Genomic DNA, 26,730 nt, shown 5'->3' with positions numbered 1-26,730 from the left:
CACGTGCCTTTGACATGGCCCGGTCCCCAGAATGGTGGCGCGGACGGGACCCGCCCACCATCCGCTCGGGGTGGGTCCCGCCCGTATGTCCCGCACCGCACCCGTCACCGCCGCCGGCGGTCCGGCCGCGACGGCACGCCCGGCCCGGCCGGCGGCGCGCTGAATCCGGCCGGCACCGACCGCGCGCCCGCCGGGGCGGACGCCTCCAGCGGGACGACCGTCTCCTGGCGCGGCGGCCGGGTACGGGGCACGGGCTTGCCGACGACCCGGGTGTGCGTCATCAGCGAGGCACAGGCCGCGCAGACCTCGGCCAGGGTCCACACCTGGCCGACCGCCGGATCGTGCCGCAGCACGAGCAGCACCGAGCCCGAACAGTCGACCCGGGTCCCCTCGTGCGCCGCACACCGCTGGCGACGGCAGCCGCAGGCCGCGTCGGGGCGTACGGTCGCCGCTCGGACATGGGCCGCCGCATGCGCTTCGGCGAAACGGCGCAGGGCCGGGATGTCACGCGACCGGACGGGCATGCCGCACCCGGAGGAGCAGCTGACCGACGCGGTGCGGTCGCGGTGACCTGTGATGCGAATAGTCCAGGTACGCCCTGGTCGACGGGCTGACGGGGCGTCAGGGTACGCGAGAGCCAAGACCACAGTTCCTTTGAGTGGAGGTGTTCACGCGGAAGAGGCGCTGAGTTAAGAACTACCCGTCGTGGGTCACTTCACAGCATTTACGGACCCCGAGTATTCGTTCGATCCCGTCGGCCCCCTGCGCCCGCCCCGGCGCCCGGTTGTTGGCCTCCGGGTGCGGGAGCACACTGATCCCATGGATCCGGCCCGCGGGGACGACGACGAGCGCGCGCTGATCGAGCGCGCGTTCCGGCAGGCGTCGTTCTCGATGTCGGTGTTCGACGCCGCCCAGCGGTACCTGCGGCTCAACGCCGTGGCCTGCGAGGTCATGGGGCTCGGTGAGGAGGTGCTGCGCGGCCACGCCTTCCCCTACGGCCTGCCGCCGGACGTCGACCAGCTGGGCACCCTCCAGGCACTGCGCGATGTCGCGGCCACGGGCAAACCCGCCCACTACGAGAGCTACACCCGCGCCCCCTCCGGAATCCGCGAGCACGCCTGGAACCTGGAGCTGTGGCCGGTCCGGGACGAGCGGGGCGAGGTCCGCGCCGTGGGCATGGCCGGCTTCGACAGCAGCGAGCAGCACTGGGCCCGGCAGCGGCTCGCGGTGCTCGACGAGGCCGCCGTCTCCGTCGGCACCACCCTCGACCTCGACCGCACCGCGCGGGAACTCGCCGAACTGGTCGTCCCGCGGTTCGCCGACTTCGCGAGCGTGGACCTGCTGGAGGCGGTGATGCACGGCGACGAGCCCGAGGCGGGCGGCCCGGACACCGACGTCGTGCTGCGCCGGGTCGCGCACCTGTCCACCGAGGAGGGGACCCCGGAGGCCGTGATCGGCCTGGGCGCCAGCGACGCCTACCCGCCGTACTCGCCCCCCGCCCGCGCCCTGCACACCGGCCGTCCGGTGCTCAGCGGGAGCGGCGACCCGGACTTCGACCGGTGGATCGCGGGCGTCCCGGCGCGGGCCGCGCGGATGGGGGGAGCCGTCGTGACCTCACTGCTGGCGGTGCCGCTGATCGCGCGCGGCACCACGCTCGGGGTCGCCGTGCTGCTGCGCACCCGGCCCGACGCCTTCACACAGGACGACACCGCGCTGGCCCGGGAGATCACCGGCCGGGCCGCCCTCTGCGTCGACAACGCGCGCCGCTACACCCGGGAGCGCTCCACCGCGCTCACCCTCCAGGAGAGCCTGCTGCCGCGCGGCACGTCCCCGCAGTCGGCGGTCGACGTCGCCTGCCGCTATCTGCCCACCGACTCGCGCGCCGGGGTCGGCGGCGACTGGTTCGACATCATCCCGCTCTCCGGAGCCCGGGTGGGCCTGGTGGTCGGTGACGTGGTCGGCCACGGCATCCAGGCCTCCGCGACCATGGGACGGCTGCGCACCGCCGTCCAGACCCTCGCCGACGTCGACCTTCCGCCCGACGAACTGCTGGCCCACCTCGACGACCTGGTGCTGCGGCTCGGCGACGACGAGAACGGCGGGCGGGCCGGTGTCGGCGGCACCGGGGCGACCTGCCTGTACGCCGTCTACGACCCGGTGTCACGGACGCTGAGCGCCGCCAGCGCCGGTCACCCCCCGCCCGTCCTCGTGCTGCCGGACGGCACCACGGACGTGGTCGACATCGGCGTCGGCCCGGTCCTGGGCGTGGGCGGCCTGCCCTTCGAGACCACCGAACTCGAAGTGCCGGAGGGCACCCTCGTCGCCCTGTACACGGACGGACTCGTGGAGGCCGCCGACCGGGACCCGGACCTCGGCATCTCCCGGCTGCGCGAGGCCCTGGCCGGATCGCGGTCCACCCTGGAGGACCGCTGCGACCAGGTGCTCTCCGCGCTGCTGCCCCAGCACCCGGCCGACGACGTGGCCCTGGTGCTCGCCCGCACCAAGGCACTCGACGCCGAGCACGTCCAAGTCTGGGACCTGGCAGCCGACTTCGAGGGCGTCGCCCAGGCCCGACGCCTGGCAACCGCCCAACTCGACGCCTGGGGACTGACGGAGGAGGCCTTCGTCACCGAACTGGTCGTCAGCGAACTCGTCACCAACGCGATCCGCTACGGCGCCGAACCGATCCAACTCCGCCTGATCCACGACCGTACGCTCATCTGCGAGGTCTCCGACGGCAACTCCACCTCGCCCCATCTGCGCCGGGCCCGGATCTACGACGAGGGCGGCCGGGGCCTGCTGCTGGTCGCCCAGCTCACCGCCGACTGGGGCACCCGGCACACCGCGACCGGCAAGACCATCTGGGCCGAACAGACGCTGACACCGCCCGCCTGACCGTTCCGCACGGTCAGTGGGGATAGGCGCGCGGTGGCCGCTGCCGGGGCAGCTCGTCGCGGAACTCCGCGATACGGGAGCTGACTTGGCGGATCAGCGCGGTCGGCGCCAGCCGGTCGAGGTAGAGGTTGCGGCGGGCGAGCCCCGGGGCGTCGACGCAGAAGTACAGGGACATCAGCGGATTGATGAACAGCTCGCTGCCGCGCGTGCGTTCGGTGAAGCGGACATCGCCGAAATCCCCGCGTACGGCGGCGGCGACGGAACCGTTGACAATGCTCGGGTACTCCGGCGTGGACTCCTGCGCGTGGGCCACCGCGTCCAGGTACAACCGCCCCTCGCGGCTCTCGCGCGGGAGGGAGAACGCGCCGAGGTAGGCGCCCGCGCGCTCCAGCGCGGCCAGATTCTCCAGCACCAGCGCGTGGTTGACCCCGTGGTACGCGTCGACGCCGAAGCCCAGGCACGCCACCAGCCGCACCGGCACGTCGTCGAGCCCGTCCACGGCGGCGAGGCTGACCATGTCCTCCTCCGGTGTGCCGAGCCCGTGCTCGTCGCCGCGCATCAGGATGTCGGTCCCGCCGTCGACCAGCACCACGGCGTCGACACCGCCCAGGTGGTCGATCAGCGCCCGGTAGGCCGCCCGCAGCGGCTGCGCCCCGGTGCGCGGGAAGGCGTAGACGGTGGACGGCATGTCGTGCAGCCGGAGCCACCGGGCGAGGGAACGCTCGGGGAAGTAGTCCCCCCGGGCCTCCGTGTCGGGGCCCACCGCAGCGACGTCCGGTTCCACCCACACGTCCTGGTCGAGGCCGTACAGATCGGCGAAGGACAGGTTTGCCAGGTGCACCTGCTTGCCGGCCGCGCGCAGGGCGAGCGCCAGGGGCAGCCCCGCGTACACGTCGAAGCCGCCGCCGGCCCCGGCGACGAGGATGCGGCGCGCGTCGCGCAGACGGGAGAAGAACGGGGGTTCGAGGAGGGAGAACACCGGAGGACGTTAACAGCCCCGTACGCCATGATGGACGGGTGGACTTCGAGCCGTACCGGGGCGAGTTGGTGGCGTACTGCTATCGCATGCTGGGCTCGTTCCACGAGGCCGAGGACCTGGTGCAGGACACGATGCTGCGCGCGTGGAAGGCCCGCGAGCGCTACGACCCGAGCCGCGCGTCCGTCCGCACCTGGCTGTACCGCATCGCCACGAACGTCTGCCTCACCGCCCTCGAAGGCCGCGCCCGCCGCCCCCTCCCGTCCGGCCTCGGCGCGCCGGGCGACGACCCCGGGACCCCGCTCACCCCGGCGGCCGACATCCCCTGGCTCCAGCCCTTCCCCGACGCGCGCCACGACATGGAGGCGCGCACCGACATGCGGCTCGCCCTGGTCGTGGCCCTGCAAGAGCTCCCGGCGCGGCAGCGGGCCGTGCTCGTGCTCCGCGAGGTGCTCCAGTTCAGCGCCGCCGAGGTCGCCGACCAGCTCGACACCACCGTCCCGGCCGTCAACAGCGCACTCCAGCGGGCCCGCGCCGCCCTCCCGGACATCGGCGACGGCCTCGCGGTCGCCGAACCCGACGACCGGGAGGCGCGCGAGGTCGTCGACCGCTACCTGCGGGCCTTCGAGGCGGCCGACGTCCCCGCCCTCGTACGGCTCCTGGCCGACGCGGTCGTCCTGGAGATGCCGCCGATCCCGCTCTGGTTCCGGGGCACCGGGCACTACGGCGCGTTCATGCGTCGCGTCTTCGAACTCCGGGGCACCGACTGGGCGTTGCGACCGCTCACGGCCAACTCGCAGCCCGCGCTGGCCGCTTACGCGAGCGATCCGGACGGGGGCCGGTGGCTGCACAGCGTCCAGGTGTTCACGGTCGCCGGCGGCCGGGTCACCCGCAATGTCGTGTTCACCGAACCGCGCGTCCTGGCGTCCTTCGGGCTCCCGCCGCGCATCTCCGCGGACCTGCCGCCCGTTCCGCGATGAGTTCGGCCGAGCCCGCCGGTAGGTACCGGTGAGCATCGACCGAAAGGACATGGACCATGAGCGTCACCGTCATTCAGTTCACCACCCTGGACGGGGTGGTCTCCGACCCCGACGGGTCCGACGGCACCCCGTACGGCGGCTGGCTCCTCCGCTACGGCCGTGCGGAGATCGAGGGCGACAGGTTCCGGCTGGCCGGCCTGCTGGACGAGGGCGTGCTGCTGCTCGGCTGCGGCACGTGGGAGGCGTTCGCGCGGCTGTGGCCGGGCCGCGAGGGCCCGTTCGCCGACCGCATGAACGCCGTCGCGAAACGGGTCGCCTCCCGCACCCTGACCGATGTGTCGGCCTGGGCGAACTCGACCGTCCTCGACGGGGATCTCCTCGACGCGGTGAAGCGCGAGCAGCGGGAGGTGATCGTCATGGGCAGCCTGAGCGTCGTCCGCACCCTGATGGCACAAGACCTGGTCGACGAGTACCGGCTCATCACCTTCCCCACCGTCCTCGGCGCCGGCGAACGGCTCTTCGCCCCGGACGGCCCGGCCGCGCACCTGGAGTGCCTGGAGGTGGAGAAGCCGGGGGCCACCGTGTTCGCCCGGTACGGCAGGGCCGCGCGCTGAGATGCGAAGGGCCCGGCGGTCAGCCCGCCGGGCCCTTCGACGTCAACCGCTCAAGGCTTACGCGCCGCTCGCCCGGAGCATGTCCTCGCGCTCGACGATCTTCACGCGCTCACGGCCCTGCGGCTCGCCCAGCGCCTTTTCGGCGGCGTCCAGCCGGTACCAGCCGTCCCAGGTGGTGAAGCGGACGTTCCGCTCGGCGAGGAACGCCTCCACGGCCTCCGGGTCGGGCGCGACGGGCGTGTGCAGCCGGCCGCCCGCGTGGTCGGCGAGCAGATTCGCGACCGTCTCGTTGGCATCGCCCTTGGTGTGGCCGATCAGACCGACCGGGCCGCGCCGGATCCAGCCCGTCACATACGTCGACTGGAGGTGCTCGCCGGTCTCCTGAATGACCCGGCCGCCCTCGTCCGGGACCGTGCCCGAGTCGATGTCCCAGGGCAGCTTGGGGAGCCGGTCGGAGAGGTAGCCGACCGCGCGGTAGACGGCGGTGACGTCCCAGTCCTTGAACTCGCCGGTGCCCTTGACGTTGCCGGTGCCGTCGAGGGCGGTGCGCTCGGTGCGCAGCCCGACGACCCTGCCGTCCTCGCCGAGGATCTCCGCCGGGGACTCGAAGAAGTGCAGGAACAGCTTGTGCGGGCGGTCGCCGACATCGCGGATCGCCCAGTTCTCCAGCGTCTTGGCGACCATGTCGGCCTGCTTGTTGCCACGCCGGGTGGCGATCGAGCCCTCGTCGTAGTCGATGTCCTCGGGGTCGACGACGACCTCGATGTTGGGGGAGTGGTCCAGCTCGCGCAGCTCCATCGGGGAGAACTTCGCCTGCGCGGGGCCGCGGCGGCCGAAGACGTGGACTTCGAGGGCCTTGTTCGCCTTGAGGCCCTCGTGGACGTTCGGCGGGATCTCGGTCGGCAGCAGTTCGTCGCCGGTCTTGGCGAGCACGCGGGCCACGTCGAGGGCCACGTTGCCGACACCGAGGACGGCGACCTTCTCGGCCTCCAGCGGCCAGGTGCGCGGGACGTCCGGGTGGCCGTCGTACCAGGAGACGAAGTCGGCGGCGCCGTAGGAGCCGTCGAGCTCGATCCCCGGTATGGACATCTCGCGGTCGGCGGTGGCCCCGGTGGAGAAGATCACGGCGTCGTAGAAGGAGCGCAGGTCGTCGAGGCTGATGTCGGTCGGGTAGTCGACGTTGCCGAAGAGGCGGATCTGCGGCTTGTCCAGGACCTGGTGGAGGGCGGTGATGATGCCCTTGATGCGCGGGTGGTCGGGGGCGACGCCGTACCGGATCAGGCCGAAGGGCGCGGGCATCCGCTCGAAGAGGTCGATGGACACGCCGGGTTCGGCGGCCACCTCGGACTTGAGCAGGGCGTCGGCGGCGTAGATCCCGGCGGGGCCGGCTCCGACGATGGCTACCCGCAGGGGGCGCGGCATGATCAGGTTCCCTTCGAGTGAGGACAGGCGACTCGACGGGAAGCCTAAGCTAAGGCATGCCTAACCCAGTACACGGGTCCGATCTATGACCTCATAAGACCGACTTATGGGGTGTCCAAAGCGGTCGCATGATGCGGGCCGGGGTCCTCAGCCGGCGGGCCGGATGTGCACCACGTCCTGCGCGACCTCGGGCGGGGTGGCGAGCAGCTGCACCATCACCCGGGCGACGGTCGCCGAGGGGAGCGGCTTCATGGCGCCCACCCTGGTCAGATAGCCGTCCGCCTCCCACACCGGCGCGGCACGCTGGCGGTCCTCGCCGGGGAAGTTCTCGATGAAGGCGCTGTCCGAGATGGAGCCCAGGATCACCAGGGAGACCCGGATGCCGTCGCCGCGCAGCTCCTTGTGCATCGCGGCGGTGAAGCCGTTCAGGCCGTGCTTGCTCGCCGCGTACATGGCCATCAGGGGCATGTGGTCGAGAGTGATCTCGGAGGAGATGTTCAGGATGTCGCCGCCCCCGGCCGCCCGCAGCAGGGGCACGGCCGAGCGGATCGTGTGGATCGGGCCGAGCAGATTCGTGCCGACACAGGCGTGGATGTCCTCGTCGGCGGTCTCCTCGATGGCGCGGATGCGGGCGACACCGGCGCTGTTCACCAGGATGTCCACCCGCCCGAACCGCTCCTCGACCTGAGCGAAGGCGGCCCGCACGCTGTCGCCGCTGCTGACGTCGGTCGGGATGGTCAGCACCTGCCCCGCCATCTCCCGCGCGGCCGACTCCAGCCGGTCGGCACGCCGGGCGAGCAGCACCACCCGCGCCCCGCTCTCCGCGAGCTGCGCCCCGACGGCCCTCCCCACACCGGTCGAACCCCCGCTGATCACCGCGACCTTGCCCTGCATCGTGCCTGCCATGACGGCCTCCCCGGCGAGACGTGACGATCGGTTGAGAGGCTACCTCTCGCGAATTGAGAATGCCATATCCGTACGTCGGGGTGCGGGCCCCGAGCTACGGGCGGGCGCGGCGGAGCCGCTCTGGTGACGGGGCGGCCGGGTCGCTAGGCTGCGCGCCGGAAGCGGGATCGTCGACGCGTGGGTGGCTGGGCAGCGCGTCCCTCCGACGTGCCCACGGGAGACGCCGATGGCGTACCGATCCCTTCTCCGCGTGCCCGGAGCGGGCTTCTTCCCGCTCGGATTCCTCGCCCGCCTGCCCTACGCGACCTCCTCGCTCGCCACGCTCGTCCTCGTCCGGGCCGCCTTCGACAGTTACGCCTTCGCCGGGCTCGCCGCCGCCGCCCAGGGCATCGCCAACGCGCTAGGCCGTGTCCGCGAAGTCCCGCCTGCCTCGCGACGCCCGGCACGCACGCTCGCCGCACCGCCCGAAAGCCCGAGTACGCCCAGTACGAGGGCTTCCGGGCGGCACGCCGATCGCACGCACCGGACGCCGCGAGGCCCGCCCTCCGGGCGAACGACGGGACTTCGCGGACACGACCTAGGCTCCCCGGCCGCCGGAGCGCTGGCCGACCGCTACGGCCACCGGCTCGTCGGCGCCCTCTGCGCACTCGCCAACGCCGGTGCCCTGACCGGCCTCGTCGTCGCGAGCCACACCGGTCGCCCGTCCACCATCGCCGCCGCTGCCCTGGCCGGACTCACCCAACCGCCGGTCGGCTCCCTGGTCCGCGTCCACTGGTCCCGCCTGCTGCGCGCCCGCGAGCGGACCGACCTCGTCCCCACCGCGCTGTCCTACGAGGCGAGCGTCGACGAGATCAGCTTCGTCGCGGGCCCGGCGCTCGTCGGACTGCTCACGGCCCTCGGCCCCACGGCACCGACCCTGGCGGCCGTCGCCCTGCTCCTCCTGGCCACCCTGCCCTTCGCCCTGTCCCTCGCCCCCGGCCGGACCGCTCCCCGACCGGTGCCGGGCACCTCACGAACTCCCTTGCCCCGCCTGCCCCTTGCGGTCATGTTCCTCGCCATGGCCGCGATGGGCACCGTCTTCGGCGCCGTACAGACCGGTGTCACCGCCTACGCGGAGGCCCGCGGACACCCCGGCGGCGCGGGACTCCTCTACGCCCTCTTCGGCGTCGGCAGCGCCCTGGCCGGTGCCGCCTGCGCCTGGCTCCCCGCCCGCTTCACACCCCACCACCGGTACGTGACCTTCGCGGCGACCCTGCTGCTGGGCACCCTCGTCCTCCTCGCCGGGTACGACCTGCACGCCGTCCCCGCCGCGATGGCCGTCGCCGGTGTCACGGTCGCCCCGTACATGATCAGCCTGTACGCGCTCACCGAACGCCTCGCACCGGCCGACCGCGCGACCGCCGCCCTGACGATCCTGTGCGCGGGCGGCCCGCTCGGCACCGCCACCGGGCAGGCGCTGAGCGGTCATCTGGCCGACCGGCACGGCCCGGCCGGAGCCTTCCTGCCGGCGCCGCTCGCGGCGGGAGCCGCGCTGCTGCTCGCCGTCACGGTGGTTCTCGCGGACCGGCGGCGCACCTCCCGTCCGGGCCCGGCGACCGAACGGCGCGCGACGGGCGGATGACCATCGACGCGGGGCGTTGCGGTCGGGTCCAGGACGCCTGAGGCTGAGGGAATGCGCCCGGCCACGAGGAGGACACACGATGGCGACGAACGGTGACGCGCCGGACGCCGAACGGCGACGGCTGGCCGAGGCCGACGACTCCGGGGTGCCCTGGCGCCGTTGGGGCCCCTACCTGAGCGAGCGCCAGTGGGGCACCGTACGGGAGGACTACAGCCACAGCGGTGACGCCTGGTCCTACTTCACCCACGACCAGGCCCGCTCCCGCGCCTACCGCTGGGGCGAGGACGGCATCGCGGGCGTCAGCGACGACAAACAGCGGCTGTGCTTCGCGCTCGCGCTGTGGAACGGCCGCGACCCGATCCTCAAGGAGCGGATGTTCGGCCTCACCAACTCCGAGGGAAACCACGGCGAGGACGTCAAGGAGTACTACTTCCACCTCGACAGCACACCCACCCACTCGTACATGAAGTACCTCTACAAATATCCGCAGGCGGAGTACCCCTACGAAGACCTCAAGGCCACCAACAGGGCACGCGGGCGCGGCGACTTCGAGTACGAGCTCCTCGACACCGGCATCTTCGACGAGGACCGCTACTTCGACGTGTTCGTCGAGTACGCCAAGGCGGGCCCCGAGGACCTGCTGATCGAGATCACCGCCCACAACCGGGGCCCCGACGAAGCCCCGTTGCATCTGCTGCCGACCCTGTGGTTCCGGCACACCTGGTCCTGGGCGGGCGGCACCGCCGTCCCGTCCCTGCGGCAGGAACACGACGGCACAGTCCGCGCGGACCACGCCGAGTTGGGCCCGCACCGGCTGTACCACGACGCCGGGGCACAGGCCCTGTTCACCGAGAACGACACCAACAACGAGAAGATCTTCGGCAGTCCGAACGCCTCCCCGTACGTCAAGGACGGCATCGACCGGTACGTCGTCCAGGGCGAGAGCGCCGCGGTCAACCCCGACCGGACCGGCACCAAGGCCGCCGTCCACCACGTGCTCACCGTCCCGGCCGGGCAGAGCGCGACCGTCCGCCTGCGCCTCACCGCCACCGAACTCCCCGACTGGACCGGCGACTTCGACACGGTCATGGACCAACGCCGTGCCGAGGCCGATGAGTTCTACGACGGCTGCACCCCGGCCGACGCGGGAGCCGACGAACGGCGGCTGGTGCGGCAGGCCTTGGCCGGGATGCTGTGGAGCAAGCAGTACTACTACCTCGACGTCGAGCGCTGGCTGTCCGAGCACGGCGTCGACCCGCTCGCCTCCGACCCCCGGGTGCGGAACAGCAACTGGTACCACATGGTCAACGACGAGATCATGTCGATGCCGGACACCTGGGAGTACCCGTGGTTCGCGGCCTGGGACCTCGCCTTCCACACCGTCGCCCTGTCGATGGTCGATCTCACCTTCGCCAAGGGCCAGTTGGACCTGCTGCTGCGCCGTCTCTACCTCCACCCCAACGGCCAGATCCCGGCCTACGAATGGAACTTCGGGGACGTCAACCCGCCCGTCCACGCCTGGGCCACCCTGTTCCTCTACGAGTTGGAGAAGCACCGCACCGGCAAGGGCGACCGCGCCTTCCTGGAGAACGCCTTCCAGAAGCTGATGAAGAACTTCAGCTGGTGGCTCAACCGCAAGGACACCGACGGCAACAACGTCTTCCAGGGCGGCTTCCTCGGCCTCGACAACATCGGCGTCTTCGACCGCAGCGCGCCGCTCCCCACCGGCGGCCATCTCGACCAGGCCGACGGCACCGCGTGGATGGCGCTGTACTGCCAGAACCTCCTTGAGATCGCCATAGAACTGGCCGTCGACAACCCCGTCTACGTCGAGCAGGCGCAGTCCCTGTTCGAGCACTTCGCGTGGATCGCCGTCGCCATGAACCGCATCGGCACGGACAACGCGAGCCTCTGGGACGAGGAGGACGGCTTCTTCTACGACGTGCTGCGGCTGCCGGACGGCACGGCGACCCGGCTCAAGGTGCGCTCCCTCGTCGGTCTGATCCCCCTCGCGGCCACCAGCCTGGTCGGTGGCTGGGCGGACCAGCGCTTCCCCGAACTGGTCGCGGGAGCAATGGAGTTCATCGAACGCCACCCGGCCGTGGAGGCCACCATCTCCTCGCACGAGGCCATGGGCCCGAACGCGGACGGCCGCTATCTGTTCGCCCTCTTCGGCGAGGACCGGCTGCGCCGCGTGCTGTCCCGGATGCTCGACGAGGACGAGTTCCTCGGCCCGCACGGCATCCGCTCGCTCTCCCGCCACCACGCCGAGCACCCGTACACCTTCGACGTGCACGGGGAGACCTACGGCGTCCGCTATCTGCCGGCCGAGTCCGACTCCGGGATGTTCGGCGGCAACTCCAACTGGCGCGGCCCGGTGTGGTTCCCGGTCAACCTGCTCCTCATCCGCGCCCTGCTCAACCTGCACGCCTTCCACGGCCCGGAGTTCACCGTCGAATGCCCCACCGGCTCGGGCCGGCGGCTCACGCTCTACGAGGTCGCCCGCGAGATCGCCGACCGCCTCACCGCCACCTTCCTCAGCGACGCCGACGGACACCGGCCGGTGCACGGCGCCCAGGCCAAGTTCGCCAAGGACCCGCACTGGAAGGACCTGATCCTCTTCTACGAGTACTTCCACGGCGACAACGGCGCCGGCCTCGGCGCCTCCCACCAGACCGGCTGGACCGGCCTGTCCGCCGTCACCGCCACCCTCTTCCACACCCTGGGCGACGCCGAGTGGTCGGCCCGGGGCCGCGAGAGCCTGCGCCCGACCGGCGACCGGGAGGAGCCACTGTCATGACCGCCTGGCCCGAGCACCCCGTCATCTACGAGATCAACACCCTTGTCTGGCTGGGCGAGTTGAGCACCCGCTACGGCCACCCGATGACCCTCGGCGAGGTGCCCGCGCCCGCCTGGGACGAGGTCGCCCTCCGAGGTGTCGACGCCGTCTGGCTGATGGGCGTGTGGGAGCGCAGCCCGGCCGGACTGGAGATCGCCCTGCGCGACGAGTCGTTGCAGGCATCTTTCCGGGCGGCGCTGCCCGACCTCCGCCCGCAGGACGTGGCCGGCTCGCCCTACTGCGTCCGCGACTACGTCGTCGACGCGTCGCTCGGCGGGCCGCCGGGACTGGCCGAGGCCCGGGCCCAACTGGCCGCGCGCGGCGTCCGGTTGATCCTCGACCACGTCCCCAACCATGTGGCCCCCGACCACCCCTGGCTGACCGAACGCCCGGACTGCCTGATCCAGGGCACCCCGGACGACCTCGCCCGCGACCCCGGCGCCTTCCTGGAGGCGGGCGGGAGGGTGTTCGCGCGGGGCCGCGACCCCTACTTCGCGCCCTGGCCCGACGTCGTCCAACTCAACGCGTTCAGCCCGGAGTTGCGCACGGCGGCCGTGGACACCCTGGCCGCGATCGGCGACCAGGCGGACGGCGTGCGCTGCGACATGGCGATGCTGCTGATGACCGACGTCTTCGCCAAGACCTGGGGCACACGCGCGGGCCCGGCACCCGCCGAGGACTTCTGGCCGTACGTCGTCCCCAGGGTCCGCGAGCGCCACCCCGACCTGCTCTTCGTCGCCGAGGCGTACTGGGACCTCGAATGGGCCTTGCAGCACCAGGGGTTCGACCACTGCTACGACAAACGGCTCTACGACCGGCTGCTGCACGAGGGAGCTGACTCGGTGCGCGGTCATCTGCGGGCCGACCTCGGCTACCAGCGCGGCCTGGTCCGCTTCCTGGAGAACCACGACGAACCCCGGGCCGCCGCGACGCTGTCACCCGAGCGGGAACGGGTGGCGGCGGTCACGATCGCCACGCTGCCCGGCGCGACCCTCTGGCACGAGGGGCAGTTCGAGGGACGCCGGGTACGCCCGCCGGTCTTTCTCGCCCGCCGCCCCGACGAGCCGGTCGACACCCAACTTCAGTCCTTCTACCGCGAGTTGATCGCCGCCGTCGGCTCCTCCGGGATGCGTGCGGGAGGGGAGTGGCAGTTGCTCGACTGCACCGGCTGGCCCGACAACCCCTCCCACGAGAACCTGATCGCCTGGTCCTGGACGAACGATTCCAGCCGCCAGCTGATCGTCGTCAACCTCTCCGAGCAACCGGCCCAGGGCAGAGTCCGCCTCCCGTGGAGCGACCTGCGCGGCGGCACCCACCACCTCACCGAACTGATGTCCGGCACGACCTACGACCGGGACGGCGACGAACTCCTCGACCTCGGGCTCTACGTCGAGCTGGCGGGCCTGGGCCGGCATCTGCTCGCGGTGCTGCCCGGATCTTGACCTGTGGCCAACTGGTGAAGGATTGACGGGAGTTGTGAAAGGTGACAAGAATTCAGCTTGCTTCGCTGTGGCTTCGCTGAGCGAAGCATTCGCGGGCGGTCCGGTCGCGCACACCCTCGATCGTCTCCTCGGCGTGCGCCCACCGTCCGCGCTCTGCCACCTCCCACACCTTTCACCATCGTCGAGGCTCACTTTGTCACGTTCGAGACACCTCCCCACCCTGTCCGCCCTCGCAGCAAGCGCGTTCATAGCCGCCGCCACCCCCGTGCTCGCGGCCGGTACGGCGAGCGCCACCGAGAACGACGCGTGCCAGTCCGCCACCGTGCAGTACCGCATCGTCGGCAGCGACGGAAACGTGGTCGGCGCCGACTGGACCTCGCAGGGCGGCTTCCACCAGTGGAACACCGTCCCCGGCACCGTCGAGGTCCGGCTCGCACCCGGCCAGAGCGTCGGCGCCGGCTGCAAGTACCCCGTCTCCCTCGCCGAATACACCACCGAGGGACCCAGCTGGTACAACTCCGGCCACCAGACCATGGTCGACAAGTCCACGGTCTACCTCACCGCCAAGGACGTCGCCGGCGCGGACGACTCGGGGCGCACCTGGCAGAAGCTCAACGTCAAGTCGCCCGACTGCTACGGCCAGATCGACCTCTACGGCGACGACGTGGCCTACGACGGCGGCACGGGCGAGGGCCACGGCCCGCTCCCCTACGAGCCCGACAACATCGTGACCCCGTACCACCTCATCGCGGCCTGGAACGGCGGCGACAAGGCGTGCACGCCCAGCACCCCGGACTCGCCCACCCCGACGCCGACCCAGCCGGCCTCGGCCCCGCCCGCGACGCCCTCGACCCCGGCCGGCAGCACGCCGCCCGCCGACGAGACCACCCCGCCGCCCAGCCCCAAGCCGTCGACGACACCGCCCACCTCCGCGCACGTCCCGCCGCTGAAGTCGACGCCCTCGCCCTCGCCGAAGCCCACGCCCGAGGGCGGCAAGCAGCCGCTGGCGGAGACCGGTTCCAACGCGCCGGTCGGCCTGCTCGCCGGTGGCGCGGCCCTCGTCATCGTCCTGGGCGGCGGTGTGGTCTACGCGGCCAGCCGCGCGCGTCGCTCCTCCTGACCCGGCCGATCCGGGCACGCCCGGTGTGAACCGGGAGCCCCGCCCCGTGGAACGCCACGGGGCGGGGCTCACTCGACAGGGCCCGGCTCACTCACGGCCGGGGCCAGGGCCGCCCGCCGAGCCTCTCGATGTCGGTGTTGAAGCGTCGTAGAAACGCGGCGAAGGCGGCGATGTCCGTCTCCGACCAGTCGTCCATGATCTCGTCCAGGGACCGCACGAGACCCTCGCGCTCCTCGTCGAGCATGCGCGCGCCCAGCTCCGTGATGCGGAACTTGCGGGCCATGCCGCCCCGCGGGTCGGGGATGCGCTCCACCAGTCCGGAGCGCATGGCTGCTGCCGTCTGCCGGTTGAGGGTGGACGTGTCGAGCCCGAAGGCATCGCTCAACTCGCCGATCGACATGGGTCCTTGGACGCGGATGCGGCTGAGCAGGATGTAGGCGCTGCGCTCCAGTACGCCGTCCTTGCGGCGCCCGCCCTTGTGCGAGAGCAGTCCGTGCCGGCTGAGGAGCATCTGCTCGTACTCGATCTCGCGCGTACGCCTGTCCATCGGTCCGCTGCCTCCTGCTTCCCGCCGATACCGCCACCGGGTCCTGCGGTCCGGGGCGGGCCGGCCCATCCTCCCACGACGATATGCATCATCCCGATCACATGGTCGATACATATGATGTGTACGATGCATACTCCTTCACCTCCCGACTGAACAGACATGCCGAGGAGTCCCGTCATGGACGCCCCCCAGCCCACAGCCCGCGCAGGCGGAGTGGTCGCCACGCTGGCCTTCGCCGGCACCACGGCCGCGATCATGCAGACGCTGGTCACCCCGCTCATCGCCGACCTCCCGGAGATGCTGCACACCTCGTCCTCGAACGCCGCGTGGGTGATCACCGCCACCCTGCTGGTGGCCGCGGTCTGTGTGCCGGTGGTCGGCCGCCTCGGCGACCTGGTGGGCAAGCGCCGCATGCTGCTCGCCTGCTCCGTCCCGCTGATCGTGGGCTCGGTGGTGTGCGCGCTCTCCTCCTCCGTCGTCCCGATGATCGTCGGACGCGGACTCCAGGGCATGGGGATGGGCATGGTCCCGCTCGGCATCGCCCTGCTGCGGGACGTCGTGCCGCAGGAGCGGCTCAGTCCCTCCATCGCGCTCGTCAGCGCCTCCATGGGCATCGGCGGCGGTCTCGGTCTGCCGATCGCCGCGGCCATCGCCCAGTACGCCAACTGGCGTGCCCTGTTCTGGGGTTCGGCCGCCCTCGCCCTGGTGGTCGCGGCGCTGATCTGGTTCCTGATCCCGGACGTACCGGCCGCCGCCAAGGGTCAGCGCTTCGACGCCCCCGGCGCGCTCGGCCTCGCCGTCGGCCTCGTCTGCCTGCTGCTGGGCATCTCCAAGGGCGCCGACTGGGGCTGGGGCTCGGCCACCGTGCTCGGCCTGTTCGCCGTCGCGATCGTTGCCTTCCTGGCCTGGGGCGTATGGGAACTGCGCACCAGCGACCCGCTGATCGACCTGCGCACCACCGCCCGGCCCCGGGTCCTGATCACCAACATCGCCTCGGTGTTCGTCGGCGTCGGCATGTACTCCAGCATGCTGGTCGTGCCGCAGCTGCTCCAGTTCCCCGCGGCCACCGGCTACGGCCTGGGCCAGTCGATGCTGGCGGCCGGCCTCTGGATGGCCCCCGGCGGCATCATGATGATGATCGTCTCCCCGCTCGGCGGAAAGCTCACCAACGCCCGCGGCCCGAAGTTCACCCTCATCAGCGGCGTCCTCGTCATCACCGCCGGCTACGCCCTCTCGATGGGCCTGATGGGCTCCGCCTGGGGCCTGATGCTCGTCTGCATCGTCATCAACAGCGGCGTCGGCCTCGCCTACGGCGCCATGCCCGCGCTCATCATGAGCTCGGTCCCGCTCTCCGAGACCGCCGCCGCCAACGGCTTCAACACCCTCATGCGCTCGCTCGGCACGTCGATCGGCGCGGCCGTCATCGGTGTCGTCCTGGCCCAGCTCACCGACACGGCGGGCGGCTACACCTTCACCTCCGAGAGCGGCTTCCGCACCGGCCTGCTCATCGGCGGCGGCGTCGCCCTCCTCGCGGCCCTGGTCGCGGCCATGATCCCGGCCGTACGCCAGACCGCGCCGGACGACGAGAAGCAGCCCGAACAGCCGGTCACCGCGCTCAAGGGCGCCGGGGTCGAATCCTGACCCGAGCGGTCCGAACCCACGGGGGACACACCGCCCGGCACCGAGCGACCGGAAGACCGGTCATCGGCGCCGGGCGGCGCACTGTGCGGTGCGCTGCTCAGACCACGGTCAGGACATCGGCGGGGAGCACGGGAGGCGGCCGGTCGGACGCGGAGCGCCAGTCGCGCAGACCCCGGTCGAAGGCGAACGGTCCGGCACCCGCGCCGATCATGGCCAGCACCTCCTCGCGGGCCTCGCCCACCGCCCGGTGATCGGCCTCGCCGACCACCCCGAGCCGCCGGCCGTGGGCGTACTCGTCCTCGTCCTTCCAGTCACAGCGCGACAGATCGGGCGCGACCACCAGGTCCAGCAGGAGGTCGAAGGTGTCGAAGCCGACGGGCGTGCGGCGCATCGGCCGTTGGAAGTTGACGTACCAGTGGCGCAGCCGGTGCTTGCCCGGGACGTCGTCGTAGAAGGCGTTGACGCTGAACCACCGGTCGGGCGGGACCCATTGGAGGTGGGCGGTGTCGCGCCAGGTCCAGTGGCCGAGCCGCCAGGTGCCGGTCGCCAGGTTCGGCAGGGCCCGCAGGCGGACGCTCTCGTCGCCCGTCGTCATCCAGTCGATCCACGTCGTGGGGACCAGCAGCTCCGCGCCCGGGCGGCACCCGAGCACGAGCGCCTCCGAGGTGTCCTCCAAGACCCGTAGGGCGTGGGCGCTCCACACCTTCCGGCGGAAGACGTCCCGTCGTACGGCCGTCTCGCCCGGCTGGAATACCGGCATGCCCGTCTCCGCGCTGCCGGCCCGGGCCGGTCAGATCGCCAGGATCGCGCGCACCCGCTTGCCGCCCCCGGTGAGTGGGGTGACGTCGAGGCGGTGCGCCAGGCAGCGGACCATGGCGAGGCCGCGTCCGCTCTCGGCCTCGGCCGTCAGCGGCCGTACGCGGGGCGGGGCCGGGTTGTCGTCGTAGACCTCGACCGTGACGCGCTCGTCGGACAGTTGCAGGCGCAGCCGGCACTCGCCGCGGCCGTGCTCGGTCGCGTTGGCGACCAGCTCGGACACGATGAGTGTCGCGTCGTCGATCTGCTCCTCGTCGACCCGCGCCATCCGGCTGCGCGAGCGGGCGAGGAACTCCGACGTCAGCCTCCGTGCCTGACCCGCAGCCGCGGCCTCGTCCGGCAGCAGGTACTCCACGCGTACGGAACGCCTATGGGTACGCCGATGCGCACGCATGGCGAATCACTTCCCCTCCTAGGACACCCGGTATCCCCGCGGTGTCACCGCACCGGGGCCGCTGCATGTCTTGCGCGGCGGGTCCTGCACTCTTCATGTGCCCGGAGTCGATGATCGCCAACCGGCCCGCGTCCGATGGTTGTCGCCGATCAGGAAATGTCAGTTCTCGGAATCAATTGGGTAAAGGGGCGGACACTTCCGAGGGGTTGCCTGGCAGCCTTGCGATGTCCAAGGTGGGGGAGGGACCCCTGCGCGGAAGGCGAGGGCGGCTCCGGATGCCGCGACGCCGTTGGAGTGGACCATGGCCGCAACGAAGCCACAGCGCAGTCTCTCCGTGCTGACCTGGCTGCCCGCCGCGGTGATGGCGGTCGTCGCCGTCGGGGACCTCGTCACCGGCCCCGGCATCGGCTTCCTCCCGCTGGCCTCCCTCGGACCGGCCTTCGCCGGACTCGTCGGCGGCTGGCGCCGCACCGCGTGGTTCGGCGCGGCGGCCCTCGCGCTCTGCGTCGGACTCGGCCTCTACGACGGCCTCTTCCAGGAACGCAGAGGTTTCCTGGCGATGGTGTCGGTGGTCGGCGTGACCGGCGCGGGCATCGCCGCCGCCGTGATGCGCGGTCGCCGCGAGGCCGAACTGGCCAGCGTGCGGTCCATCGCGGAGGTCGCGCAACGCGTCCTGCTGCGCCCGGTGCCGCTGACCGCGGGACCGCTCCAGGCCGCCGTGTCCTACACCTCCGCCGTCGCGGAGGCCCGGATCGGCGGTGACCTCTACGAGGTGGTCGCCTCCCCGCACGGCGTGCGCGTCATCGTCGGCGACGTACAGGGCAAGGGCCTGGCCGCGGTCGAGACGGCCGCCGTGGTGCTCGGCGCGTTCCGGGAGGCCGCCCACGACGAACCCGACCTGGTGGGACTCGGCGAACGCCTGGAACGCAGCGTCTCGCGCGTCCTGTCCGACGAGAAGTTCGTGACCGCCGTCCTCGCCGAGATCGGCACCGACCACGAGGTGATCTTCCTCAACTACGGCCACCCGCCCCCGATGGTCGTCCGACGCAACGGCACCGCGGACTTCCCGGCCCCGCCCGCCTACGCCCCGCCGCTCGGCCTCGGCGGCGCCCACGGCAGCGAGACCCCGAAGCCGTTCTCCGTGCGCTTCGCGCCGGGCGAGCAACTGCTGCTCTACACCGACGGCGTCACCGAGGCCCGCGACGAGGAAGGCACCTTCTATCCGCTCGGTGAGCGGGCGCACCTGCTGAAGGAACCCGACGCGCAGAGCGCGCTGGACTCACTGCGCGAGGACCTGGTCCGTCACACCGCCGGCCCCCTCCACGACGACGCCGCGATGCTCCTGCTGCGCTATCACGGGCACGCGGAGACGACGGAGACGGCACGGCAGACCACGGGAGGGGCGTCGCCCCTCGGGTGAGCTCCGCGGTACGGGAGGACCGCCCCAGGGGCGCGAAAACTCCGTTGCGGGCCGGGTGCCGTCACCCGACAGTGGATCCATGACCGCACCCACCCCCGCGCCGCCCGGCCCGCGCGTCCGCCCGGCGACACCCGACGACGCGGCGGCGGTGTGCGCCCTGCTCAACGAGGTCGACCTGCTGGAGATCGGCCGCCCGGACACCGAACTCGCCGAGGTCCAGGCCGACCTGAAGCACCCCGAGGTGGACCTGGAGCACGATTCCTGGCTGCTGTTCGAGGGCGCCCGCCTGATCGGCTACGGCCTGCTGTGGGACGACTCGGGCGGCGAGCGCATCGACATCGACCACTACATCCTCCCGGGCCGACTGCCGGGCGCCCTGCACCTGTTCGACGTGATGGAGGCCAGGGCCGCGGCACGCGCCGCCGCGAACGGGGCGTCCCGCGCGGTGGTGCATCTGCACCTCACCCTGGCCCCCACCATGGACCTCCCCGCACTGCGCGACCGGGGCTGGAAGCCGGTCCGCCGCTACAACGTGATGACCCGTCAACTCTCAGCCGAGGCGGACGTGTTGCCCGCCCCACCGCCCGGCGTGACGCTGCGCCCCTGCCTGGAGGAGGCGGACCGCCGACGCGCCCACGCGATCCTCCAGGAGGCCATGACCGAGCACTTCGACTTCCAGTACCGCACGTACCCGCAGTGGCTGGACGACATCGACGCCGGGCGCGTCGACTGGTCGCTGATCTGGATCGCCCACGTCGACGGCATCGGGGACGCCGCGATGCTGCGCACCCACGACGACCGCGCCTCCATGGCCTGGATCGGCAACCTCGCCGTCCTGCGCCAGGCCCGCGGCCGGGGCCTGGGCAGTCACCTCCTGCGGTACGGCTTCGGCCACTACGCGACGCTGGGCCGCGACCGCGTCGGCCTGGGCGTCGACACCGACAACACGAGCAACGCGCTCGCGCTGTACGAACGGCACGGCATGACCCTCGACTTCGGCGTCGACACCTGGGAGTTGACCCTCCCCGTCACCCGCGGGTGAACGACTTGAAGGCGTGGCTGAAGTACCAGGTGTCCTGGGCGATCCCGGAGCAGTCGTTGGCGCCGCCGGTGCCCACGCAGCCGCCGTTGTCGCGCTGGAGCGCCCAGAAGGAGAGCGTGTTGATGCCCCGGGCCTCGGCCCACTTTCGCACCGTGACGGCGTTCTGAGTGGTGAAGGTCTCCGCCGGGCCGAAGTCGTCGATGCCGGGCATCTCGGTGACGCCGATCGACTTCCACAGCCTCGCCGGGTTCTGCTTCGGGTGGAGCGCGGCGAGTTGGGCGTGCAGTCCGGCGGCGGCCGTCTCGGTGTCCTTGGCCATGTCGTGGGTCGCGCCGTCGTAGTAGTCGAACGTCATGATGTTGACGACGTCGACGCGCGCGCCGTTGTCGACGGCGTTCTGGAGCAGCGCCACGCCGTTGGGCGCGAGACCGGTGGTGGTGGTCGGCAGCGTGTAGGAGAACTCCACGCTGCGGCCCGTGCGTTGGGCCCAGCGCTGCACCTTGGCGATCGCCTTGTTGCGACGGTCGATGCCCGCGGTGTTGTTGATGGAGTCGGCCTCGATGTCGAGGTCGATGCGGCTCACGCCGTAGGTGGTGACCAGGCTCTCGTAGACCTTGGCGATGGCGTCGACATCGGTGCAGCTGTCGGCCAGTTCGGTGTTGGTGGTGTCCGCGCCGTAGCCGCCGAAGGACGGGATGACGTTGCCGCCGCGCGCCTGGATCGTGGCGATGTCCTTGCCGAAGGTCGACTTGGCGATCGGCTGGGCGGGCTGGCCGTTCCAGTACGCCGTGCACGAGCCGGGCGCCTCTGTCTGCAGGAACGCCATCGTCAGGTACTTGTTGCCCGAGGCCGCGGCGAGCGCGGCCGGGCTCTCGCCGGTCCACGCCTCGAAGTACGGCGCCGCGACATGATCGGGCATGGGCCGCGCGCGATGGTCCGCGTTCGCGGCACTCCCACCGAGGGCGACGAGCCCCGTGGACAGGGCGGTTACGGCCGCGCAGGACAGCGACGCGCGAAGAGGCCCAGGTCGTCTCATATGACGCTCCCATGTCGAAAGGAGAGAAGCCGCCCCGGACCGGGGCGAACAGCGACCATATTTGGTTTAGACCAATCGTCTGTCAAGGTTCTTTACAGTGAACTGACCTGGAGGGCGCGGGAATTCGGCGTGGGCCGTCCCGGGTCAGTGGTGGTGCCCGTGGTCCTCGTGCTGCTCGCCGTGCTCGGGCGAACCGCCCATCATCCGCAGCATCGCCGGGCCGCCGCTGCGCAGGAACCGTACGACCAGACTGGCGGCCAGCAGCAGGAAGGCGATGTTCAGCCAGGTCGTGTAGTTCCAGGTGATCCCGTCGTCCGGGATCCTCGCGTCGGCCTGGTCGGGGATCAACCCCAGCCCGCCGAAGGCGAATTCCACGACATAGCCGGCGAAGGCCATCGCGGCGAAGAAGGTGACCAACAGGAAGCCGGCCGTGCGGGCGCCGTAGTACTTCCGGTAGATGTTCAGGATCGGCAGGATCAGCAGATCGGCGTAGAGGAAGGCGATCACCCCGCCGAAGCTGATGCCGCCCTTCCAGAGGACCACCGCGAGCGGCACGTTGCCGATCGAGCAGACGAAGGTCGCGACGGCCACCAGGGGGCCGACGAGCGGGCCGACCAGCTTCGCGGCGAGCGGGTGGTCCGCGAGGAAGAACGTGTGCCAGAAGCCGTCCGGCACCCAGGCGGCGATGGCCCCCGCGATCAACAGGCCCGCCACCAGGTCGCGCAGGATCGCCGCCCACTCCATCACGAAGATGTGCGCGACGGACGTGAACCCGTCCCGCGAGAACAGCCGTCGGACGAAGCTTCCCTCGCCGCCGATCGACATGTCCATCGCGGCATGTCCCTCCATGGATCCGGCCAGCCCGCGCTCGGCCTGCTCCCGCGCCTGGTCCAGCAGTCGCCGGCGCAGGAAGAGCCGGAACAGCACGGCGAGGACGACGATCATGATCGGTCCGCCGACGAACTCGGCGGCGGTGAACTGCCAGCCCATCAACAGGGCCAGGATCACGCCGAGTTCGACGACCAGATTGGTGGAGGCGATCTCGAAGGCCATGGCCGCGGTGAAGTTCGCGCCCTTGCGGAACAGGGAGCGGGCGAGTGCCACGGCCGCGTACGAACAGGACGACGAGGCCGCACCGAGCCCGGCGGCCAGCGCGAGCGTGCGCGGCCGGTCGTCACCGAGCAGCCGTACGACCGTCGACCGGCGCACCACCGCCTGCACGACGGCGGAGAGCGTGAAGCCGAGGACGAGCGCCCAGGTCACCTCCCACGTCATCGAACCGGCAATGGACAACGCGTGCCCGATCGCTCCCATGAACCGCCCCTCTCCGGAGTGCGCCTGGCCCGGACTATACCCCTAGGGGGTATTGAGCGCACGTGAGGTGACGGTGGTGGCGCGGCGTGGGGTGTGGGGTGTGGGGTGTGCCGGGCGCGTGAGTGCCGTACGCACTCACGCGCCCGGACGTCAGTTCGCCGGGCGGCGGATCACCGCGACGTCCCTGGGGGAGAGGAGCGGGAAGCCGTCCTCGCCCGCGGTGCCGACCAGGAGTTCGCCGGACAGGCCCGTCAACGGCACTGTGCGGTCGGTGCGGTTGACCAGGAACAGGTAGCGGCTGTCGGCGTCGCGGCGCACCGTCAGTTCGACGTCTCCCCGTGCTCCGTCCGGGAGTTCGCTGCCGACGCTGGCCGGTGCCAGCAGCTGGGGGAGGAGGCCGGTGAGGCCCTCGCGGCCCAGTCGGGTGGAGACGTAGGCGGCCGAACCGCCGCCCACCGTACGGCGGGTGACGGCGGGGCGGCCGGCGTAGGCGCCGCTGCGGTAGTGGGCCAGCACCTCCACCTCCGGGTCGGTCACCGTGATCCGGTCGGTCCACAGGGAGCCGTCGGCGGTGCCGTCGAGGTCCAGCTCGACCGTGTCGCCGTCGAGCAGCGGGCCGAACTCCTCGATGCGGATGCCCAACAGGTCGCGCAGGGCGCCCGGGTAGCCGCCGAGCCAGATGTGGTCGTTCTCGTCCACGACACCGGAGAAGTACGTGGAGACCAGGTGGCCGCCCTGCTCGACGTAGCGCGTGAGTTCCTTGGACAGGGCCGCCGGGACCATGTGCAGGACGGGTGTGATGACCACGTCGTAGCGGTCGAGGGCGGTCTGCGCGGTGACGACGTCGGCCCGTACGCCGAGGTCGAGGAGGGCGGAGTACCAGTCCAGCGCCTCCTGGCGGTAGTCGAGCCGGTCGGTGGGGTGCGAGTCCTGCTCGCTGGCCCACCAGGACTCCCAGTCGAAGACGATGCCGACCCGGGCCGTCTCCCGGTCCGTGCCCGCGATCGGGGCCAACGTCCGCAGGGTGCGGCCGAGTTCGGCCACCGCGCGGAAGACCTCGCTGTCCGCGCCGGCGTGCGGGACCATCGCGGAGTGGTACTTCTCGGCACCGGCCGCCGACTGGCGCCACTGGAAGTAGCAGACGGCGTCCGCGCCGTGCGCGACGTGCAGCAGCGAGTCGCGGGCCAGGTCGCCGGGGCGCTTGGCCACGTTGACGGGCTGCCAGTTGACCGCGCTGGTGGAGTGCTCCATCAGGAACCACGGGCGTCCGGCGGAGATCCCGCTGACGAGGTTCGCGGAGAAGGACAGCTCGTCGCGGTCCTGCGAACCGGGCGTCACATAGTGGTCGTTGGAGACGAAGTCGATCTCGGCGGCCCAGTCGGCGTAGTTCATGCCCTTGGTGTTGCCCATCACCATGAAGTTCGTGGTGACCGGCACGTCCGGCGTGATCTCGCGCAACAGGTCGCGCTCCGCGCGCAGATGGTCCTTGAGCGCGTCGGAGGAGAAGCGCTTGAAGTCGAGCTGCTGGGTCGGGTTCGGGAACGACGCGGCCAGCCGGGGCGGCAGTATCTGCTCCCAGTCGCTGTACCGCTGCGACCAGAAGGCCGTGCCCCAGGCCTGGTTGAGCGTGTCGACCGTGGCGTAGCGGGCGCGCAGCCAGTCGCGGAAGGCGCGGGCCGCGTCGTCGGAGTAGTCGTAGATGTTGTGGCAGCCGAGCTCGTTGGAGACGTGCCAGGCCACCAGCGCGGGGTGGTCCGCGTAGCGCTCGGCCAACTTCCGTACCAGGCGCAGCGCGTGCTCGCGGAAGACCGGCGAGGTGGGACGCCAGTGCTGACGGCCGCCGGGCCACAGGGTCTCGCCGGAGGCGGTCACCGGCAGGATCTCCGGGTGCTCCGTGCTCAGCCACGGCGGCGGGGACGCGGTCGCGGTGGCCAGGTCGACGCCGATGCCGCCCGCGTGCAGCAGGTCCATGACCTCGTCGAGCCAGCCGAAGTCCCATACGTCCCGGCCGGGTTGGATGCGGGCCCAGGAGAAGATCCCCAGCGAGACGATGTTGACACCGGCCTCGCGCATCAGCCGGATGTCGTCGTCCCACACCTCGCGAGGCCACTGCTCCGGGTTGTAGTCGGCGCCGTAGGCGAGGCGGGGCGTGGCGTCACCGTCCGGCCCGTGCCGCAGGTTGGACAGGAGGGTGGAGATCATGGCGGTCCTTCCGGAACTGCACGGGTGGGACGAGTCGATGGTGGATCCGGGCCGGCCGCCGCCGGGCGAGTGCTGCCCGGCGGCGGCTCCCGAGAAGGTGCCGGTCAGGTGCGACCGGCTACTTCGAGCGGGTCACTTGGAGACCGTGAAGCCCTGCTCGTTGCCGTACTTGATGGAGGCGTCCTGCCAGCTCTTCAGACCCTGGGCCAGCGTGGTGCCCGAGATGTAGGCCTTGCCGACGGTGTCGTTGAAGATCGAGTTGGCGTACTGCTGGAAGGGCAGGTACGACCAGTCGGAGGAGACCTCGGCCGCGGACTGGGCGAAGATCTGGTTGGCCTTCTGCCCGCCGAAGTACGCGAACTCCTTGTTCAGGAACGCGGAGGACTGGAGCTGCGCCTTGGTCGCCGGGAAGGCGCCCTGGTCGACCCGGGTCTGGACACCGGCACCCGAGTTGGCGTACTCGACGAACGCGTAGGCGAGTTCCTTGTTCTTGCCCAGCGCGGGCAGGGTGAGGGAGCTGCCGCCGTTCTCCGCGCTGGCCTTGGCGCCCGCGGTCCACTGCGGCATCGGCGCCGCGCGCCAGTCGCCGGAGGCACCGGCCACACCGCTGACGAAGTTGGCGGGCATCCAGGCACCGGTGGTCAGGGTGGCGATGGTGCCGTCACCGAGGCCCTTGTACCAGTCGTCGGTCCAGCCGTTGATGGGCGAGACGAGCTTCTCGTCGAGGAGCTTCTGCCAGGTGTCGGTGTACTTCTTGGCGCCCGCGTCCTCGAAGTTGACCGTCACCTTGGTGCCGTCGACCTTGTAGGGGCGCGAACCGGCCTGCCACAGCATGCTGGTGGTGAAGCCCGCGTCACCGGCGTCGTTGGCGATGTACGCCTTGGGGTCGGCCTTGTGCAGCTTGCGGGCCGCGTCGACGTACTCGTCCCAGGTGGTCGGGACGGCGATCTTGTACTTGTCGAAGACCTTCTTGTTGTAGAACATCGCCATCGGGCCCGAGTCCATCGGCAGGCCGTAGACCTTGTCGCCGTCGCTCACCGCGTTCCACGGGCCGGCCGTGTACTTGGAGGCCAGCTTGTCGGCGCCGTAGGGGGCCAGGTCGGTGAGGCCCTTGGTCAGGGAGTACTGGCTGACCGCGAAGTACTCGACCTGGGCGACGTCCGGGACGCCCTTGCCGGCCGAGATCGCGTTCGACAGCGCGGTGTAGTGCTTGTCACCGGACCGGTCGCTGACCAGGTTGATCTTGACCTTCGGGTACTTCTTCTCGAAGTCGGCCGCGACCGTCTTCAGCGTGGGCTCCCAGGCCCAGACCGTGACCGTGCCGCCCTTCTTCAGGGCCGCCTGGATGTCCGAGGCGGAGACGGCCTTGGTGCTGGAGCTGTCGTCGTCCGAGCTGCCGCACGCGGTCGCGCCCAGGGAGAGGACGGACAGGAGGGCGAGGCCGCGCAGCAGGCGGCCGGTGGTTCTGCGCATGGAGGTGCTTCCACTTCTTCGTGGTGGGAC

20 protein-coding genes and 1 pseudogene are annotated in these 26,730 nt (G+C 71.3%); 10 read left to right on the top strand and 11 right to left on the bottom strand.

All coding sequences use genetic code 11. The features are described from left to right. Nucleotides 1-104 precede the first annotated feature (104 nt). Nucleotides 105-524, bottom strand: a complete 420-nt coding sequence (locus ACIQPR_RS23005) for a hypothetical protein (protein WP_403651183.1) — start codon at nucleotides 522-524, stop codon at nucleotides 105-107. 295 nt (nucleotides 525-819) lie between these two features. On the opposite strand from ACIQPR_RS23005, the gene ACIQPR_RS23000 reads away from it, so the two are divergent. Further along, nucleotides 820-2,895 (top strand): SpoIIE family protein phosphatase, encoded by a 2,076-nt coding sequence (locus tag ACIQPR_RS23000; protein ID WP_403651181.1) that lies wholly within the window; start codon nucleotides 820-822, stop codon nucleotides 2,893-2,895. A 13-nt stretch (nucleotides 2,896-2,908) separates the two neighbouring features. Here the strand turns inward: ACIQPR_RS23000 and ACIQPR_RS22995 are convergent, their stop codons facing one another. Beyond that, entirely contained in the window at nucleotides 2,909-3,874 is a 966-nt protein-coding gene (locus tag ACIQPR_RS22995) for a DUF1152 domain-containing protein (RefSeq protein ID WP_403651179.1), read from the bottom strand. Nucleotides 3,875-3,912: 38 nt separating this feature from the next. Between ACIQPR_RS22995 and ACIQPR_RS22990 the strand changes: the two genes are divergently transcribed. Together ACIQPR_RS22990 and ACIQPR_RS22985 are read left to right on the top strand one after the other, a co-directional pair. Beyond that, a complete protein-coding gene (locus tag ACIQPR_RS22990) occupies nucleotides 3,913-4,851 on the top strand; it encodes a sigma-70 family RNA polymerase sigma factor (RefSeq protein ID WP_403651177.1) in 939 nt (312 codons plus the stop codon). Nucleotides 4,852-4,907: 56 nt separating this feature from the next. After that, a complete protein-coding gene (locus ACIQPR_RS22985) occupies nucleotides 4,908-5,465 on the top strand; it encodes a dihydrofolate reductase family protein (protein ID WP_403651175.1) in 558 nt (185 codons plus the stop codon). A gap of 57 nt (nucleotides 5,466-5,522) precedes the next feature. Here the strand turns inward: ACIQPR_RS22985 and ACIQPR_RS22980 are convergent, their stop codons facing one another. Both ACIQPR_RS22980 and ACIQPR_RS22975 read right to left on the bottom strand, forming a co-directional pair. Then, complete coding sequence (locus tag ACIQPR_RS22980; RefSeq protein ID WP_403651173.1) at nucleotides 5,523-6,887, bottom strand: FAD-dependent oxidoreductase; 1,365 nt, start codon at nucleotides 6,885-6,887, stop codon at nucleotides 5,523-5,525. 147 nt (nucleotides 6,888-7,034) lie between these two features. Then, nucleotides 7,035-7,793 (bottom strand): SDR family oxidoreductase, encoded by a 759-nt coding sequence (locus tag ACIQPR_RS22975; protein WP_403651171.1) that lies wholly within the window; start codon nucleotides 7,791-7,793, stop codon nucleotides 7,035-7,037. A gap of 226 nt (nucleotides 7,794-8,019) precedes the next feature. On the opposite strand from ACIQPR_RS22975, the gene ACIQPR_RS22970 reads away from it, so the two are divergent. From ACIQPR_RS22970 to ACIQPR_RS22955, 4 genes are all read left to right on the top strand, one after another. Further along, nucleotides 8,020-9,414: an MFS transporter gene (locus ACIQPR_RS22970; RefSeq protein ID WP_403651169.1), complete on the top strand. Its 1,395-nt coding sequence runs from the start codon at nucleotides 8,020-8,022 to the stop codon at nucleotides 9,412-9,414. A 79-nt stretch (nucleotides 9,415-9,493) separates the two neighbouring features. Further along, nucleotides 9,494-12,214, top strand: coding sequence for an MGH1-like glycoside hydrolase domain-containing protein (locus tag ACIQPR_RS22965; protein ID WP_403651167.1), 2,721 nt, complete (start codon nucleotides 9,494-9,496; stop codon nucleotides 12,212-12,214). Continuing rightward, nucleotides 12,211-13,695 carry an alpha-amylase gene (locus tag ACIQPR_RS22960; RefSeq protein WP_403651165.1) on the top strand — a complete coding sequence of 495 codons (1,485 nt, stop codon included), beginning with the start codon at nucleotides 12,211-12,213 and terminating at the stop codon, nucleotides 13,693-13,695. Before ACIQPR_RS22965 ends, ACIQPR_RS22960 begins: the two co-directional genes overlap by 4 nt. 193 nt (nucleotides 13,696-13,888) lie before the next feature. After that, nucleotides 13,889-14,815, top strand: coding sequence for a hypothetical protein (locus tag ACIQPR_RS22955; RefSeq protein WP_403651163.1), 927 nt, complete (start codon nucleotides 13,889-13,891; stop codon nucleotides 14,813-14,815). 91 nt (nucleotides 14,816-14,906) lie between these two features. Here ACIQPR_RS22955 and ACIQPR_RS22950 read toward each other — a convergent pair whose 3' ends face one another. Further along, a complete protein-coding gene (locus ACIQPR_RS22950; RefSeq protein ID WP_403651161.1) occupies nucleotides 14,907-15,362 on the bottom strand; it encodes a MarR family winged helix-turn-helix transcriptional regulator in 456 nt (151 codons plus the stop codon). A gap of 177 nt (nucleotides 15,363-15,539) precedes the next feature. Between ACIQPR_RS22950 and ACIQPR_RS22945 the strand changes: the two genes are divergently transcribed. Next, entirely contained in the window at nucleotides 15,540-17,003 is a 1,464-nt protein-coding gene (locus ACIQPR_RS22945) for an MFS transporter (RefSeq protein WP_403651159.1), read from the top strand. 97 nt (nucleotides 17,004-17,100) lie between these two features. On the opposite strand, the gene ACIQPR_RS22940 is transcribed toward ACIQPR_RS22945, so the two are convergent. Both ACIQPR_RS22940 and ACIQPR_RS22935 read right to left on the bottom strand, forming a co-directional pair. Next, nucleotides 17,101-17,763, bottom strand: coding sequence for a DUF402 domain-containing protein (locus ACIQPR_RS22940; RefSeq protein WP_403651157.1), 663 nt, complete (start codon nucleotides 17,761-17,763; stop codon nucleotides 17,101-17,103). 30 nt (nucleotides 17,764-17,793) lie between these two features. Next, nucleotides 17,794-18,213, bottom strand: coding sequence for an ATP-binding protein (locus ACIQPR_RS22935; protein WP_403651155.1), 420 nt, complete (start codon nucleotides 18,211-18,213; stop codon nucleotides 17,794-17,796). Between the two features lie 301 nt (nucleotides 18,214-18,514). On the opposite strand from ACIQPR_RS22935, the gene ACIQPR_RS22930 reads away from it, so the two are divergent. Continuing rightward, on the top strand, nucleotides 18,515-19,633 hold the full coding sequence (locus ACIQPR_RS22930) for a PP2C family protein-serine/threonine phosphatase (protein WP_403651153.1): 1,119 nt from the start codon (nucleotides 18,515-18,517) through the stop codon (nucleotides 19,631-19,633). A 79-nt stretch (nucleotides 19,634-19,712) separates the two neighbouring features. Beyond that, nucleotides 19,713-20,675 (top strand): GNAT family N-acetyltransferase, encoded by a 963-nt coding sequence (locus ACIQPR_RS22925; RefSeq protein ID WP_403651151.1) that lies wholly within the window; start codon nucleotides 19,713-19,715, stop codon nucleotides 20,673-20,675. Here the strand turns inward: ACIQPR_RS22925 and ACIQPR_RS22920 are convergent. The 4 genes and pseudogenes from ACIQPR_RS22920 to ACIQPR_RS22905 form a co-directional block, all read right to left on the bottom strand. Beyond that, a pseudogene (locus ACIQPR_RS22920) lies at nucleotides 20,665-21,711 on the bottom strand (chitinase); the annotation flags it as partial. The gene ACIQPR_RS22925 and the pseudogene ACIQPR_RS22920 overlap by 11 nt on opposite strands. Before the next feature lie 144 nt (nucleotides 21,712-21,855). Further along, nucleotides 21,856-23,025 carry a permease gene (locus ACIQPR_RS22915; protein ID WP_403651149.1) on the bottom strand — a complete coding sequence of 390 codons (1,170 nt, stop codon included), beginning with the start codon at nucleotides 23,023-23,025 and terminating at the stop codon, nucleotides 21,856-21,858. Between the two features lie 150 nt (nucleotides 23,026-23,175). Beyond that, entirely contained in the window at nucleotides 23,176-25,227 is a 2,052-nt protein-coding gene (locus tag ACIQPR_RS22910) for a beta-galactosidase (RefSeq protein WP_403651147.1), read from the bottom strand. Between the two features lie 132 nt (nucleotides 25,228-25,359). Continuing rightward, a complete protein-coding gene (locus ACIQPR_RS22905) occupies nucleotides 25,360-26,700 on the bottom strand; it encodes an ABC transporter substrate-binding protein (RefSeq protein ID WP_403651145.1) in 1,341 nt (446 codons plus the stop codon). Nucleotides 26,701-26,730: the final 30 nt, after the last annotated feature.

This window comes from Streptomyces sp. NPDC091280 (genome assembly GCF_044768565.1).
Lineage (GTDB): Bacteria > Actinomycetota > Actinomycetes > Streptomycetales > Streptomycetaceae > Streptomyces.
The sequence above is the reverse complement of the archived record's forward strand: the minus strand, read 5'-3'. Positions and strand labels throughout refer to the sequence as shown.